The sequence below is a fragment of the Priestia sp. YIM B13552 genome, from assembly GCF_042787775.1.
GTDB classification, from domain to species: domain Bacteria; phylum Bacillota; class Bacilli; order Bacillales; family Bacillaceae_H; genus Priestia; species Priestia megaterium_E.
Genome location: NZ_JBHZOU010000001.1, coordinates 213,840 through 228,283, shown reverse-complemented (window position 1 = coordinate 228,283; position 14,444 = coordinate 213,840). Strand labels below are relative to the sequence as shown.

Below are 14,444 nucleotides of genomic sequence, written 5' to 3'. Positions count from 1 at the left end.
CAATATTTAACATCTTTAAACCAAAAAAGGAGGGAGATATAAAGTGATGGAACATAAGAGGATAGTAGTGATAGGAGCTGGAATTGTCGGGTGCACCATTGCCTACTATTTAAGCAAAATGGGGCAAAGAAACATAACAGTGATTGAGCAAGGCCCTTTGTTTGAAACGGGAGGATCTACTTCTCACGCTCCGGGGCTTGTATTTCAGCTTAGCTTTTCAAAAATCCTTACAACACTAGCTTCTCAAACAGTCGAGACCTTTAAAGAGTTGAGTACAGATGAACAGCGCTCGTTTTATCCTGTCGGCAGTTTAGAAGTTGCCCGTACATCCGAGCGATTAGAAGACCTAAAGAGAAAGGCTGGTGTTGCTAGCTCATGGGGAATCGAAGCTTTTCTTCTTTCACCGCAAGAATGCGCAGAAAAAAATTCGTTGATTTGTCCTGAGCGTATTTGCGGAGGTCTCTATGTTCCGTCAGACGGTATTGCCAAACCTTTGCATGCCGTTGATAAAATGACTCGTTTTTCTAAGGAGTGCGGAGTAGAATTTTACGGTCATACAGAAGTGACGAATATTGAAGTGACAAATGGTCAAGTAAAAGCAGTGTACACGAGCGCTGGAAAATTTGAAGCAGATGTAATCGTGTGCTGTGCCGGATTTTGGGGACCTCGTATCGGAGAAATGGTCGGTGTAACGATTCCTCTTCAGCCAATGGCTCATCAATATGTGTTTACAAATGATTTACTTGAATTAAACGGAGAAACGGAAGAAGCGGCGACTCCTCTTATTCGAGATCAGGATAATGCAATTTATTTTCGTCAGGTAGACAAAGGGCTTGGGATTGGATCATATCAGCATGAACCGTTTCCAATCGAACTCAGTGACATTACAAAATACGGAGAAACAAAAGAAATGCCTTCTGTTAAACCTTTTACACCAAAAGATTTTGAAAAACCGTGGGAAGATTCAATGGAATTAATTCCGGCATTAAAACAAGGGGGGATAAAAAAAGGAATAAACGGCATTTTTTCTTTCACACCTGATGGGATGCCGCTGCTTGGCGAATCACAAGCAGTAGGGGGATTTTGGGTAGCCGAAGCCATATGGGTAACGCACTCTGCAGGTGTCGCTAGGCAAATGGCTGAATGGATGATGAATGGTGCACCGACTGTGGATTTGGAGCTATGCGATATTAATCGTTTCGATACGTATGCATGCAGCCCTGTTTATTACAAACAGCGGTCTATTGAAGAGTATGAAGAGGTTTATAGCATTCATCATCCATTTATGCAGCGAAAAGTATCGCGAAACATGCGCGTAAGTCCATTTTATATGCGTCAGCAAGAACTAAAAGCGTATTTTAACGAAAAAGCAGGGTGGGAGCAGCCGCAGTGGTATGAAGCTAACTATCCGCTTATATCCACGTATGAAAAGAAGATGGTAATAAGAAAGGGGTGGTCCGCTGAATATTGGTCACCGATTATCGAGGCTGAACAGTTGCATACTCGTCAGTACGCAGCGATTTACGATACAACGGCAGCAAAGAAAAGGTTGGAAATTAAAGGGGAAGGAGCTCTCCAGTTTTTACAGAAGCTAACGACAGGAAATATAGACATTACAGTAGGGCAAAGCATACGTACGTGTATGTTGCATGAGCGAGGCGGCATAAAAGATCAAATAACGGTTATTCGCAAAAATATATCCACTTTCTTGATTGTTTGTACGGGAGCTGTAGAAGCAAGCTGGATTCAAAAACACGTGCCTCAAAACGGTCAAGTTGTTTTTCAAGATGTAACGTCAGGGACATGCAGTATAGCATTAATTGGTCCTAAAGCTACAGGAGTAATGAAGTCCGTGGTTCAACGCTCAGACCTTAGCAGCACTTGGATTGAAGGACAAGCGAAAACGATGTTTATCGAAAATATTTTAGTTCTTGCTCTGCGTGATTCCTACGGGGGAATGGAGAGCTGGGAGTTGATTACGACTTCTGATCAAGGCCTGAATTTATGGGATTTATTAATTGAACAAGGACAGCCTTATCAGCTGATTGCCGCGGGAGACCGAGCTCTTGAAAATCTTCGGATTGAATCTTTTTCGTTAAAAAGCGGGAAAGACTTTTGGAGCGAGCATCATCCATATGAAGTTAACCTTCATAAAATGGTTGATTTAACAAAACCATTTTTTATTGGAAAAGAGGCATTGCTTGATCGTCAGCGAAAAGACTCTGATACAGTATTAGCGACGCTCATATTAGATGATCCTTCAGCGATAGTAATGGGATATGAACCGGTCTTTTATGGAGAAACAGCCCTCGGATTTGTGACAAGTGCCGGCTATTCATACAGCTTAGGAAAAGGAATTGTACACACTTTATTATCTCAAGCTGTACATGAAGAAATGGTTTTAGAAGTTGAATACTTTGGTCGGCGTTATAAAGCAACAATGATGACACACTCCCCGGCAGTAGTTTAATTGATCAATCCAAAGACAGGAGGAATGCAGATGTCAACACATTATGATGTCATTATTATCGGATTAGGAGCTATGGGGAGTACGGCTGCTTATCAGCTCGCCAAAAAAGGTCAGCGGGTATTGGGGTTAGAACAATACGGTCCCGCTCATGACCTAGGATCGAGTCACGGCGGTTCTAGAATCATTCGACAGTCGTATTTTGAAGACCCCGCTTACGTTCCATTATTGCTTCGCGCTTATGAATTATGGAATGAAATTGAAAGAGAAAGCGGTCAAGAAATTCTTACGGTTACCGGTGGACTTATGATGGGACCTCCTGATAGCTTGACGGTTTCTGGAAGCATCGAAAGCTCTAAACAGTGGAATCTTGCGTATGAGATTCTAGAAGCAAAGGATATTTACAAACGGTTTCCGGTGTTTACACCTTCACCTGCTACGGTTGCTCTATATGAAGAAAGAGCTGGATTCGTCAGGCCGGAAGCGAGCGTATATACTCACCTTCTTCAAGCAGAAAAGTACGGAGCTGAGCTTCATTTTTTTGAAGAAGTGATGTCGTGGGAAGCTCACCCTTCTGGTGAAGGCGTGCGCGTTGTAACAGCTAATGGAATATATGAAGCTGGAAAAATCATTATTTCTGCAGGCGCTTGGGCACCCGATTTATTACGGGATTTAGGTGTTAGCTTACAAGTAGAGCGTCATGTGCAAATGTTTTTTGAACCAACACAAGGAATAGATATTTTTTCAATGGGAAAACAGCCGATTTATATTTGGGAAGCAGATGATTATGTACAGTTGTATGGTTTCCCTTCTTTTGGATTAAAGGCTGAAGGAGCAAAAGTGGCGTTTTTTCGAAAAGGAACAGCGTGTACGCCGGAAACGATTGATCGAAATATATATGAAGACGAAGTGAACATGATGCGGCACTATCTATCTCAAGGTATTCCACAGCTTAACGGTCGATTTTTACAAGGGAAAACGTGCATGTATACCAATACACCAGATGAGCATTTTGTCATTTCACTGCATCCTGAATATCCTCAAGTAGCGATTGCAGCTGGATTTTCTGGACATGGTTTTAAGTTTGCAAGCGTAGTAGGAGAGATTTTAGCAGATTTAGTGATAGAGGGAAAAACCAATCACCCAATTGATTTATTTACTCCGCAGCGATTTGCGGCGAATAAAATAGTATAAATCGTCGTCAGCTCTTGCGAATGGTTCTATTTAAATGTTTCTAAAGAAGCGAAGGAGGAATAGTAGATGGTTATGGAACATGGTTTAGTGAATGATAATGGGAGACTTGAGCCCACGTTGAAAGGAGAGCTGTATACATCTTCGGACATTTTTAAGTTAGAAAAAGATCATATATTTTCTAAATCATGGAGTTTAGTTGCATTTGAATACGAAATAGCAGAGCCAGGACAATATATTACGACGAGAGTTGAAGACGAAAATATTTTAATTACTAGAGGAAAAGATCACGTGCTGCGTGGATTCTTGAACGTATGTCGGCATCGAGGAGCTAAGCTGTGCAGCCAGGCATCCGGTAAAGCAGGTGTCATTCGCTGTCCATATCATTCGTGGAGCTATAGCTTAGATGGTGATTTAGTAGGTGTTCCTAACACAAGCCACTGTCGAGAGGAACTCGTGCATAATGAAAATTATGGACTAACATCCGTTCACATTGAAGTGTGGCACGGCATGGTTTGGGTTAATTTATCTGACAATCCTATGTCTGTTGAATACCAGCTAGACGCACAAATTTTTGATCGTTTTGGAGAACTTTATACGTTTACTAGATATGAAATTCAAAACTTGAAATCTGCTCACCGTGAAGAATATGAAGTTGAGGCAAACTGGAAGCTTATTGTAGAAAACTTTCAAGAGTGTTATCACTGTTCCTCTATTCACCCTGAACTTACGGCAACGCTGCCTGAATTTCGTTCGGGAGTCGGCACTCAAAGTTCCGTGGGAGGCGGAGCTAAGTTTGGGGATGAATTAGAAGCTTTTTCAATCAGTGGGAAAGGAAGCCGCCCTATGTTAAAAGGATTGCTTCCTGAAGATGACCGCACGTATTTTGGCATTACCGTTCTGCCGCTTGTATTTATCAATTTAACACCGGATCACGTTATTATTCATCGTATTATTCCAATTAGTGCAGAAAAGTCTAAAGTGATTTGTGAATGGTTATTCGACCCGGAGGAAATGGCTAAGCCTGATTTTGACCCAAAAGATGCTGTGGAATTATTTCACCGCGTGAATTTACAAGACTTTGAAGCGTGTGAGTGGTGTCAAGAAAATATGAGCTCAAAATCTTACAAAGAAGGAGGTATTTTAGTACCTATCGAACAGCACGTTTCTCATTTTTACAATTATGTATTGGAAGCAATCGGTATGAAGGTCGAATAGTAAGTAGAAGTGGTCTCACACGTTACTTTGAGGTGTCAGACCACCTCTAACAATCTACTTTAAAATAAGGGGGAAATAAATTGAGTACAAGCTCTAAACTAACAGAACCCATTATCCGCGTTACCGATGTTTCAAAAGTATTTGGTCGCCAAAAAGAACAGGCTCTTAAGCTACGAGAAGCTGGACAAAGTAAATATGAAGTCGAACAAGCTACTAAGACAACCGTTGCTATTTACAATGCTCATTTCGAAGTGAAAAAGGGAGAAACCTTTGTGTTAATTGGATTATCAGGAAGCGGGAAATCTACTTTACTTCGATGCTTGAACGGGCTTGTAGAACCGACAGAAGGGACGGTATATCTAGAAAACACAGATATTTCTCATATGCCAAAAAGACAGCTTCAGGAAGTCCGGAGAAATAAAATTGGGATGGTCTTTCAAAATGTGGGCCTCCTTCCAAACCGCACTGTGATTGACAACATTACGTTTGGTCTAGAGATACAAGGTGTATCAGCAAACGAAAGAGAAAAGCGAGGGAAAAAGGCGCTTGAAATGGTGGGCTTAAATGGACAAGCTTATAAAAGAATTTATGAATTATCAGGAGGTATGCAGCAGCGGGTTGGACTAGCAAGAGCTCTTGCTTCTGAACAGGAGATTTTGCTGATGGATGAGCCTTTTTCAGCTTTAGATCCTCTTATTCGAAGAGATATGCAAAAGCTATTTCTTGATATTCAGGGAGAAGTACAAAAAACAGTTATTTTTGTGACGCATGATTTGGATGAAGCATTAACTTTAGGCCACCGGGCTGCCGTGATGAAAGACGGGGAAATTGTACAGCTTGGAACCGCTGAAGATATTTTAAGTCAACCGGCAACTGATTATGTAAAGCTGCTTGTTCAAGACGTTAATTACGGCAAAATTCGCCTTGCTAAAGACGCGGTGATTCCGGTAGAAACGGCTGCCTATGAGTATGAATCACCGCAAGTCGTATTAAGAAGAATGAGAACCAATCATTTATCTACTATTTTTGTTCTTGATAGCGCTGATCGCTTATTGGGCTTAATGAGCATTTATACAGTGATGGAGCTGATAGAAGCTCATAAGCATGATTTAAAAGGAAAAGAAATGACACAGCCGCATTGTGTTAATCCTGATATGTCTTTACAAGAAATGATTCCTCTATTTACAGACAGTCATTCGCCTGTAGTCATTGTTGATAACTATCATCGCCTACAAGGTATGATTTCCCCAAGCACTCTTATTGCAAATCTCACTGAACGTACTTCAGTGACCGAGCAACAAGAAGTTAAGTCATATCAAATGGAGGTCCGATAAATATGATGGTAAATTCCGCGACGATTCCTCGCATCCCTTTAGATAAATGGGCAAATTCATTTGTTGATTACATGATTGATAGTTTTTCAGGTGTATTTACTGGAATCAACCAGATAATGACCAGCTTAATAAGCAGTCTCGAATGGGCATTGACGGCTTCTCCTCCACTAGTAACGGTTGTTGTTTTTGTTCTATTAGCGCTATGGTTAACAGATTGGAAGATAGCTGTATTTACATGTTTTGGTTTACTTCTTATTATTAGCTTGAATTTATGGGAAGCATCGATGCTGACCTTATCTCTCGTTTTAGCTTCTACTATTATCTCACTTCTATTTGGCGTTCCTTTAGGCATATTATCACATCGCTTTAACAAAGTTGGAGCAGTGATAAAGCCCATTCTTGATATTATGCAAACAATGCCTGCTTTTGTTTACTTAATTCCGTCCGTACTTTTATTTGGATTAGGGAATGTTACAGCTCTTATTGCTACTTTTATTTTCGCAATGCCGCCTGCGGTTCGTCTGACGCTGCTTGGACTTCAGCAAGTTCCCCAAACCACTTTAGAAGCAGCAGAAGCTTTTGGAGCGACGGAATGGCAAAAATTAATCAAAGTCCAGCTGCCGCTCGCTTTGCCTATGATTATGTCGGGTGTAAACCAGGTTATTATGCTATCTCTTTCGATGGTTGTTATTTCTTCAATGGTCGGTGCAGGTGGCTTGGGTGCTGAGGTATTAAGAAGCATCAGTATGTTGGATGTAGGCTTAGGATTTATCGGTGGGATTGCGGTTGTCATTATTGCCGTTATTTTAGATCGTCTGACGCACCTTTCTACTCAAAAAAGAAAAGGTATTCAATCAAGTAAATAAAATGAATAAAGGTGGGAGTATATGAAACAATCAAAAAAATTTTCTTTTATTATGCTAACAATCGTCATTATGCTGCTTGTCTCCGCATGTGGCAATAGAAATACAGCAAGCGGCACGACGACTAAAAAAGAAATTACAATTGGATACATACCATGGGACGAAGCCGTAGCTGTTACGTTTCTATGGAAGGAATTATTAGAGGGAAAAGGTTATAAAGTTAAAGCAGTTCAAAGCGACGTAGCTCCGCTTTTCTCAGGAGTTGCTCAAGGAAACATTGATTTATTTTTGGATGTATGGATGCCGACCACTCATAGTGTTTATATGAAAAGGTTTGGAAAACAAGTTGACGTGCTCGGTACTTGGTATGATCAAGCAGATAGCGGATTGGCCGTTCCCGACTACGTAGACGCGCAGTCACTAGCTGATTTAAAAAATAAGAAAGATGAGTTTAACGGAAAGATTATTAGTATTGAACCAGGATCTGGAATAAACGGCCTTACTAAAGATCATGCGATGCCAAGCTATGGGTTAACAGACTGGAATTTAGTAGAAAGCAGCACAGCCGCCATGTTATCGGAGTTAGATAAAGCCATTGCTAATAAAGAACCCATTGTTGTTACGTTATGGCGCCCCCACTGGGCTTTTGAAAAGTATAATCTCAGATACTTAAAAGATCCCAAAAATACGATGAATCCAACTGGACCTGAAAAAATACAGTCGATTAGCAAAAAGGGATTTAAAGAAGATTATCCAGAAGCAGCAAAGTGGCTGAAAGATTTTTCTATTAGTGCCGATCAACTAGCATCTTTAGAATCAGAAATTAACAGTGCAAAAGACGAGACAAAAGGTGTGAAAAACTGGATTTCTAAAAATAAAAAAGTGACGGAAAGCTGGGTAAAATAATAGATGGAAAAGAAAAGGCTGTCTCATAAGTGAACCTATTGACTTAGAGACTGTTTTTTTGGGGGAGAACTTTTTATCTGCAGTTTTTCTAACGGATTAAGTTCGGTAAAATCTCAATAAATGAAAGTTTTTTAACCTGATATGTAAATTAAAAAAATATATTTAAATTAAAAAAAGTGGCATTGCTTTCTATTATCCAAGTACAATTTAAATAATGAATGCTTTACGTTTCGCATGTAAGTATTTATTTATACCTATGTTGTCATAATTTATGTGATTCCCCAAAGCATAAATTACTTTTCATTACCTTATTGTGTACAAAAATATTGTAAGATAGGCTCATGCTTTTAACAGCATGGGCCTATTTTTATAGACAGCTTGAAAATAGGTATTTGCAAACTGGAAAATTAATCTTTCCCTCTTGTACAATAAATATTCTTCTGTACAAAAATAGAGTGTATAATAGGAATGTTGACTTGATAGGAAAAAGAGAGAGCCTTATCAAGCAAAGGAAGATGGAGTGGAGAGTGTGTACTGAAAGTGAAATTGTCCAGCAGCAAAAATAAACATGTTTTTCGAATGCTTCTAGAAGAATATCTAGAATGAAAGTAGGAACATTATGGAAAAGAAAATGAGGTTTGGCATCAAATCCAAAATTATTATTGGATATTTAATTGTTATTGTCTGTTTATTCATTGCATTTATTGTTTTAAACAGTCAAATTTCATCTTTGCAAAAAGAACGAAATTTTATCATTGATCATGATATTGAAGTGCATGATTTGACCAATCGAATTGAAAAACACCTGCTCGATATGGAAACCGGACAAAGGGGCTATATTATTACAGGAGAAGCGAGTTACTTAGAACCTTATAACAGCGCAGCATCAAGTTGGGAAAAAGATTATAATGCGCTGTATCAGCTTCTAAATAATAATCCAAATCAGCAGGAGAAACTGGAGAAGATTAAAGGAAGCATTCAAGACTGGATTGAAGCTGCTGGTGAACCGACCATTGCATTAAAAAAAGAAAATAATACAAAAGAGCTTCAGCAGTTTTTTGAGAAAGATCCTGGGCGCCAGTATATGGATGATATACGCAGCCAGTTTACTTCTTTTAGAAATGTAGAGAAAAAATCGACTGAAACAAGAGCAACAGAGTTAGACGAGAAAAATCAAAAAATAAAAATTGGACTTTACGGTTTGCTGTTATTTGTTACGCTTATTTCACTTGCTATCGCTATTGTTTTGTCCAATTCCATTGTGAATACGATTAAAGAAGTTACGCAAACGATCAAACGAATTACGGCTTCAAAAGGCGAGTTAAAAGGAAGAATTAAAGTTCGATCTAATGATGAAATTAAAGATTTAGGGATAGCCACGAACGCGTTGTTAGAAAATATTGAAGAGCGAAACTGGCTTCAAACGAACATTGCTCATGCTGTAACGATGTACCAAGGCATAGCATCTGTAGACAAGCTTGCGGAAAAATTTCTCTTTACGGTTTCAGAAATGACAGGAGCTTCTTTCGGAGCATTTTATGTTCGAGAGGAAAATGATAAAGGAGATCTATTCGTCAAACAAGCTGCTTTTGCAGATAGAAAAGGCGATGCGGGAAGAGAGAGCTTTTTGATAGGCCAAGGGCTCATTGGACAAGCTGCTTTAGAAAAAAGAACCCTTGTCATAAACGATGTACCTGACACGTACCAGCTCATTGCTTCAGGATTAGGAGATGTAAAACCTAAGAGTATTTTTATTGTGCCCGTCTTATTTGAAGATGAGGTAATTGCAGTTATCGAGCTGGCATCGCTGCACGAATTTACAGTTTTAGAGCAAGAACTTATTAGTCAAGTGATTGAAACGTTTGGTCTCACTATCAATGGTGTAATCAGACGGATGGAAATTGCCCGTCTATTAAAAGAATCTCAGGCGATGACAGAAGAGCTCCAGGCTCAGTCTGAAGAACTTCAAACACAATCAGAGGAACTGCAAATGCAGTCTGAAGAGCTGCGTATGATTAATGAACAGCTAGAAGAAAGAACAAAAGATGCAGAAGAAAAATCGTTTGAATTAGAGGCTGCAAAAGAAGATTTAGAAGAAAAAGCTCATCAGCTGGAATTGAATTCTCAATACAAATCTGAATTCCTTGCTAATATGTCGCACGAGCTTCGAACACCGCTTAACAGCATTCTTATTTTGTCTGAAATGCTTGAGGAAAACGCGGCTAAAACGCTATCTGAAGATGAAGAAGAATATGCTCGTATTATCCATTCTTCAGGAAAAGACTTGTTGGCATTAATCAACGATATCTTGGATTTATCAAAAGTAGAGTCTGGAAAACTAGATGTCTTGCTTGCTGAGATGAATATGAGTGAGCTTCCAGATCAAATTGAACGTAATTTCAGCCACGTTGCTGAACAGAAAGAAGTAAAATTAAAAATTAATAAAGCACAAGATGTACCGGACATCATTCACACAGATGAAAAGAGATTCCAGCAAATTGTGAAAAATCTTTTATCAAATGCATTTAAATTTACGGAATCGGGATCTGTCACAGTATCTATTCAACAAGTAGCTGACCATCGTCTTACAACAGCTATGCGTACAGTCGATACGGATTGCTGGCTAGAAATAGCTGTAGCTGATACAGGGATTGGTATACCAAAAGAAAAGCATCAGCTTATCTTTGAAGCGTTTCAGCAGGCCGATGGAGCTACGGTTCGCAAGTACGGAGGAACGGGACTTGGTTTATCTATTTGCAGTGAGTTTGCAAAATTATTGGGCGGCTGGATTTCCCTAAGCAGTGAAGTAGGAAAAGGAAGTACGTTTACACTCTATCTTCCTAGTCTCTCTAACGGTCTTGTTGACTATGAAAAAGTAAATTTTGCATATGAAGAAGTAGCAGTATCTGTAGAAGAAGCTGTAGAAGAAGCTAAACCTGAAGCAGAAATAACTGAAATTGATCATCCTGTACAACCAGTTGAACCTTCATTACAAGATGATGAAAATGTATTTCAGGATAAGCGAGTGCTCATCGTAGATGATGACCAGCGCAACATCTTCGCCTTAAAAACTGCGCTAGCTAAACAAGGTATGACCATTATGACAGCTCATAACGGAATAGAGTGTCTTGAAATGATGAAGAATAGTGAACCATTTGATCTCATTTTAATGGATATTATGATGCCGCAAATGGACGGATATGAAGCGATGCAGAAAATTAGAGGAGAGCTAAAGCTTGTTGATTTGCCTATTATTGCATTAACCGCTAAAGCGATGAAAAATGATCGTGAAAAATGCTTGGAAGCTGGAGCATCAGATTATATCAGCAAACCTTTAGATTTAAATCAGCTGTTCTCCGTTATGCGTGTATGGCTAGTAAATTAAGCGGGGTATGAAACATAAATGGATATGAAGCACCTAGATTTAAGTGAAGACTTAGTTATGAATAAAAAAACAGATTTGGAGATTGATTTACTGCTGACGGCTATTTATCGATTAACAGGATTCGATTTCAGACAGTACGCTAAATCTTCTATCTGTCGCCGGGTCTATAATCGAATGAAAATTGAACGTATTCCAACTGTGTCTCGATTGCTAGAAAAAGCGATTCACGAAGAAGAATTTATGAATCAGCTTTTAAATGATTTTTCGATAAATGTAACAGAGATGTTTCGCGATCCAAGCTTTTTTAAAGCATTTCGCACAAAAGTGATTCCGGTATTAAAGGATTATCCGGAAATTCGCATTTGGCACGCTGGCTGTGCAACGGGCGAAGAGGTATTTTCTATGGCGATTCTTTTAGAAGAAGAAGGGTTAATGGATAAAACGGTCATTTACGCAACCGATATGAACGAAGATGTATTAGAAAAAGCAAAACAAGGTGCCTTTTCTTTACGTAAAATGAAGTCATATACAAAAAATTATATTCAAGCCGGTGGAAAGAACGCCTTCTCAGAATATTATCAGACGGATCATCACTATGCATATTTTCATCCGTCGCTGTTAAAAAATATTATCTTTGCTCAGCATAATTTAGTCACGGATCAGTCATTTAATGAATTTCACGTCATCATTTGCCGAAACGTCCTTATTTATTTTACAGCTCAGCTGCAAAATCAAGTGTATAATTTATTTTCAGAAAGCCTGTGTGCAAAAGGATTTCTTGGGCTTGGTGATAAAGAAACGCTTCGCTTTGCTGAAGGAGCAGCTTCTTATATCGAGTTTGCAGGGAACGAGCGCATTTATCAAAAGCAATAAAAAAAGACCTCATTTATGAGGTCTTTTTTTATTGTGCTTGGGCTTGAATCATAAGCACGCACATATCATCAGGCTGATTTAACTTTTGTTCTTCTGAAAAAATTTCATTCATAAATGTCTGCGGATTTGTCCATTTTTGTTCAGTAAGCTTTTGAAGACGAAGGGCAGATTCATTTTCGCAAGGGCCCATTGATTCAAGAGCTCCGTCTGTAAATAGCAAAATTTGCACATCGTTCTCAAAGCTGACAACAGATTTCTGAACGTCCATTTCTTCAAAAAACCCTACAGGGCAGCTTCCTCGTTGAAGAGGAACGAGCGTATGTTCATCCACTAACATATAACCTTCTGGATGCCCGGCATTCACATATTCTACTGTCTTAGCTTCCGTATCAATCACTAAATAAATAGCAGTGAAATAGTAAGGGATTTCATCTTTTTCGCTGTGCAATAATTCCATGTAGCGATTCAGCTCTGTAATAACCTGCTCAGGGTCTACGAGAGACTTGATAGCTTCTCTGAGCACAGACGAAATAAACATACAAACAAGCGAGGCAGAGATGCCGTGCCCCATCATATCAAAAAGGATAATCCCGTACCGGTGCTCATCAATTTTGTGCCAATAGTACATATCACCCGCTAATTTAAAAGAAGGATAATATGAAACTTCCATTTGAATATCTTTCTCTCGTAAAGGGGGACTGAGTAAGTTTTGCTGTACGTGCGTAGCTAAATCTAACTCAGTTTGAATTTTCTTTTCATGTTCCGTGTGCCAGTCAATTTCTGCTTTAAGACGTAAGGCTACCCGCATACGAGCCAGCAGTTCCACTTTATTGATCGGCTTTGTAACGTAATCTGTTCCGCCGGCGTCTAGAGCTTCTACTAATTTGCTGCTGTCTTCTAGGGCTGTGACAAAGATAATTGGAATATGTTTTAAGCGTTCTACCTGTTGAATTCGCCTGCAGGCTTCGATTCCATCAATTTCGGGCATCATAATATCAAGTAAAATCAAATCGACCGAATTCGTTTTTGAGTTCTCATCGTCCAGGTTAAGATAGTCAAAAAGGGCATGGGCAGACGTAAGAGACACACAGTTATCGTAGCCAGCGCCTTTTAAAATTTTTTCAATCACAAATAGATTGACTTGATTGTCATCTACTAGAAGAATGGTCATGCTTTATTTCCCCTTATTATGTTTGAAGACTAATGATTGAGTATGTAGTTTTCAAGCATTTTTTATACTTTTTCTGTTTTTCTATTTATCTATTATACAGAAAACAGAGCGTTTAGGGTATTTTTTAAGATTATTCTTTTCTATTAAAAAAGTCATTCGTCCCCAGAAAAGGAGACAAATGACTTTTTATAGCAATTTGTATAACGCAAATATCCCGAAAGTCAGTACAACCGCTCCCGAAATACGATTTACCCAAATTAAGCTTTTATTCGTAAACTTCGAACGGGCAAGACTAATAGCAAAACTGAGCGAAAGCCACCAGCAGGCCGATCCTAAAAATACGCCTGCAACCATTGTCAAAGCAGAAGCAGCATCAAATGCTGATTTACTAATGCCTACACCAGAAAATACGCCAATAAAAAATAAGATCGTCATTGGATTCGTAACTGTTAAAAAAAGAACGGATGTATAAGAACGAAGTAAACCTTCTCCTTTAGCAGCGGCAGCGTGCTCCGCAGGTCGAGAACGAAAAGTTTGTACACCTAAATAACATAAAAATAATCCCCCAATCAGCTGAAGCCAAATCTTTTGGGTTAGTAAAAAGGTTGTAATGAACGTTAGGCCAAACGCAGCGATGCATCCATAAAGAGCATCTGCTGTAGCTGCTCCCAGCCCGGATACAAATCCGTGTAATCGCCCTTTAGATAACGTGCGATTGATACATAAAATACCAATGGGACCGACGGGAGCAGCAACGGAAAAACCGATCACTAACCCCTTTAGAAAATAAAATAAGTTCATCTTTTACGTTGCTCCTATGAAGTTTTTCTTTAGTATAGTACAAAAGCAATCGTGAATGAAGCCAAATTTGAGAAAGTTGTTAACACATATTTTTAGTCTGTTCGGGTACATCATAATGGTGTTATAAAAAACATCACTAGTAAATTTATTTTAATCATTAAAAAGTTCAAAAAATAAATTATTTTACACAGAAAATTAAATGTAGTAAAATAATTCACTGTTACATATATAGAAA

Annotated in this window: 10 protein-coding genes; 8 read left to right on the top strand and 2 right to left on the bottom strand. The window is 39.0% G+C overall.

The window, feature by feature from the left end; genetic code table 11:
- The first annotated feature begins 46 nt into the window (after nt 1–46).
- The 8 genes from ACFX40_RS01105 to ACFX40_RS01070 all read left to right on the top strand — a co-directional run bounded on the left by ACFX40_RS01105 (nt 47) and on the right by ACFX40_RS01070 (nt 12,237).
- Complete coding sequence (locus ACFX40_RS01105) at nt 47–2,470, top strand: GcvT family protein (RefSeq protein WP_377254437.1); 2,424 nt, start codon at nt 47–49, stop codon at nt 2,468–2,470.
- A gap of 30 nt (nt 2,471–2,500) precedes the next feature.
- Nucleotides 2,501–3,661 carry an N-methyl-L-tryptophan oxidase gene (gene solA, locus ACFX40_RS01100; RefSeq protein ID WP_377253879.1) on the top strand — a complete coding sequence of 387 codons (1,161 nt, stop codon included), beginning with the start codon at nt 2,501–2,503 and terminating at the stop codon, nt 3,659–3,661.
- Between the two features lie 66 nt (nt 3,662–3,727).
- Nucleotides 3,728–4,876 (top strand): aromatic ring-hydroxylating oxygenase subunit alpha, encoded by a 1,149-nt coding sequence (locus ACFX40_RS01095; RefSeq protein ID WP_028408094.1) that lies wholly within the window; start codon nt 3,728–3,730, stop codon nt 4,874–4,876.
- Between the two features lie 80 nt (nt 4,877–4,956).
- Nucleotides 4,957–6,210: a quaternary amine ABC transporter ATP-binding protein gene (locus ACFX40_RS01090; protein WP_252124347.1), complete on the top strand. Its 1,254-nt coding sequence runs from the start codon at nt 4,957–4,959 to the stop codon at nt 6,208–6,210.
- A 2-nt stretch (nt 6,211–6,212) separates the two neighbouring features.
- Nucleotides 6,213–7,076 (top strand): ABC transporter permease, encoded by an 864-nt coding sequence (locus tag ACFX40_RS01085; RefSeq protein ID WP_028408096.1) that lies wholly within the window; start codon nt 6,213–6,215, stop codon nt 7,074–7,076.
- A 21-nt stretch (nt 7,077–7,097) separates the two neighbouring features.
- The gene (locus ACFX40_RS01080) at nt 7,098–7,979 is read left to right on the top strand and encodes a glycine betaine ABC transporter substrate-binding protein (protein WP_377253877.1); all 882 of its coding nucleotides are present in this window, start codon (nt 7,098–7,100) and stop codon (nt 7,977–7,979) included.
- Between the two features lie 619 nt (nt 7,980–8,598).
- Entirely contained in the window at nt 8,599–11,364 is a 2,766-nt protein-coding gene (locus tag ACFX40_RS01075; protein ID WP_028408098.1) for a CHASE3 domain-containing protein, read from the top strand.
- An 18-nt stretch (nt 11,365–11,382) separates the two neighbouring features.
- Nucleotides 11,383–12,237: a CheR family methyltransferase gene (locus ACFX40_RS01070; RefSeq protein ID WP_013056253.1), complete on the top strand. Its 855-nt coding sequence runs from the start codon at nt 11,383–11,385 to the stop codon at nt 12,235–12,237.
- A gap of 28 nt (nt 12,238–12,265) precedes the next feature.
- On the opposite strand, the gene ACFX40_RS01065 is transcribed toward ACFX40_RS01070, so the two are convergent.
- Together ACFX40_RS01065 and ACFX40_RS01060 are read right to left on the bottom strand one after the other, a co-directional pair.
- The gene (locus tag ACFX40_RS01065) at nt 12,266–13,408 is read right to left on the bottom strand and encodes a SpoIIE family protein phosphatase (protein ID WP_028408099.1); all 1,143 of its coding nucleotides are present in this window, start codon (nt 13,406–13,408) and stop codon (nt 12,266–12,268) included.
- Nucleotides 13,409–13,594: 186 nt separating this feature from the next.
- Nucleotides 13,595–14,209, bottom strand: coding sequence for a LysE family translocator (locus tag ACFX40_RS01060; protein WP_377253875.1), 615 nt, complete (start codon nt 14,207–14,209; stop codon nt 13,595–13,597).
- Nucleotides 14,210–14,444: the final 235 nt, after the last annotated feature.

Coding starts and splice junctions, on each gene's coding strand:
- ACFX40_RS01105 (WP_377254437.1), top strand. CDS start 47: ATGGAACATAAGAGGATAGTAGTGATAGGAGCTGGAATTGTCGGGTGC.
- solA (WP_377253879.1), top strand. CDS start 2,501: ATGTCAACACATTATGATGTCATTATTATCGGATTAGGAGCTATGGGG.
- ACFX40_RS01095 (WP_028408094.1), top strand. CDS start 3,728: ATGGTTATGGAACATGGTTTAGTGAATGATAATGGGAGACTTGAGCCC.
- ACFX40_RS01085 (WP_028408096.1), top strand. CDS start 6,213: ATGATGGTAAATTCCGCGACGATTCCTCGCATCCCTTTAGATAAATGG.
- ACFX40_RS01080 (WP_377253877.1), top strand. CDS start 7,098: ATGAAACAATCAAAAAAATTTTCTTTTATTATGCTAACAATCGTCATT.
- ACFX40_RS01075 (WP_028408098.1), top strand. CDS start 8,599: ATGGAAAAGAAAATGAGGTTTGGCATCAAATCCAAAATTATTATTGGA.
- ACFX40_RS01070 (WP_013056253.1), top strand. CDS start 11,383: ATGGATATGAAGCACCTAGATTTAAGTGAAGACTTAGTTATGAATAAA.
- ACFX40_RS01065 (WP_028408099.1), bottom strand. CDS start 13,408: ATGACCATTCTTCTAGTAGATGACAATCAAGTCAATCTATTTGTGATT.
- ACFX40_RS01060 (WP_377253875.1), bottom strand. CDS start 14,209: ATGAACTTATTTTATTTTCTAAAGGGGTTAGTGATCGGTTTTTCCGTT.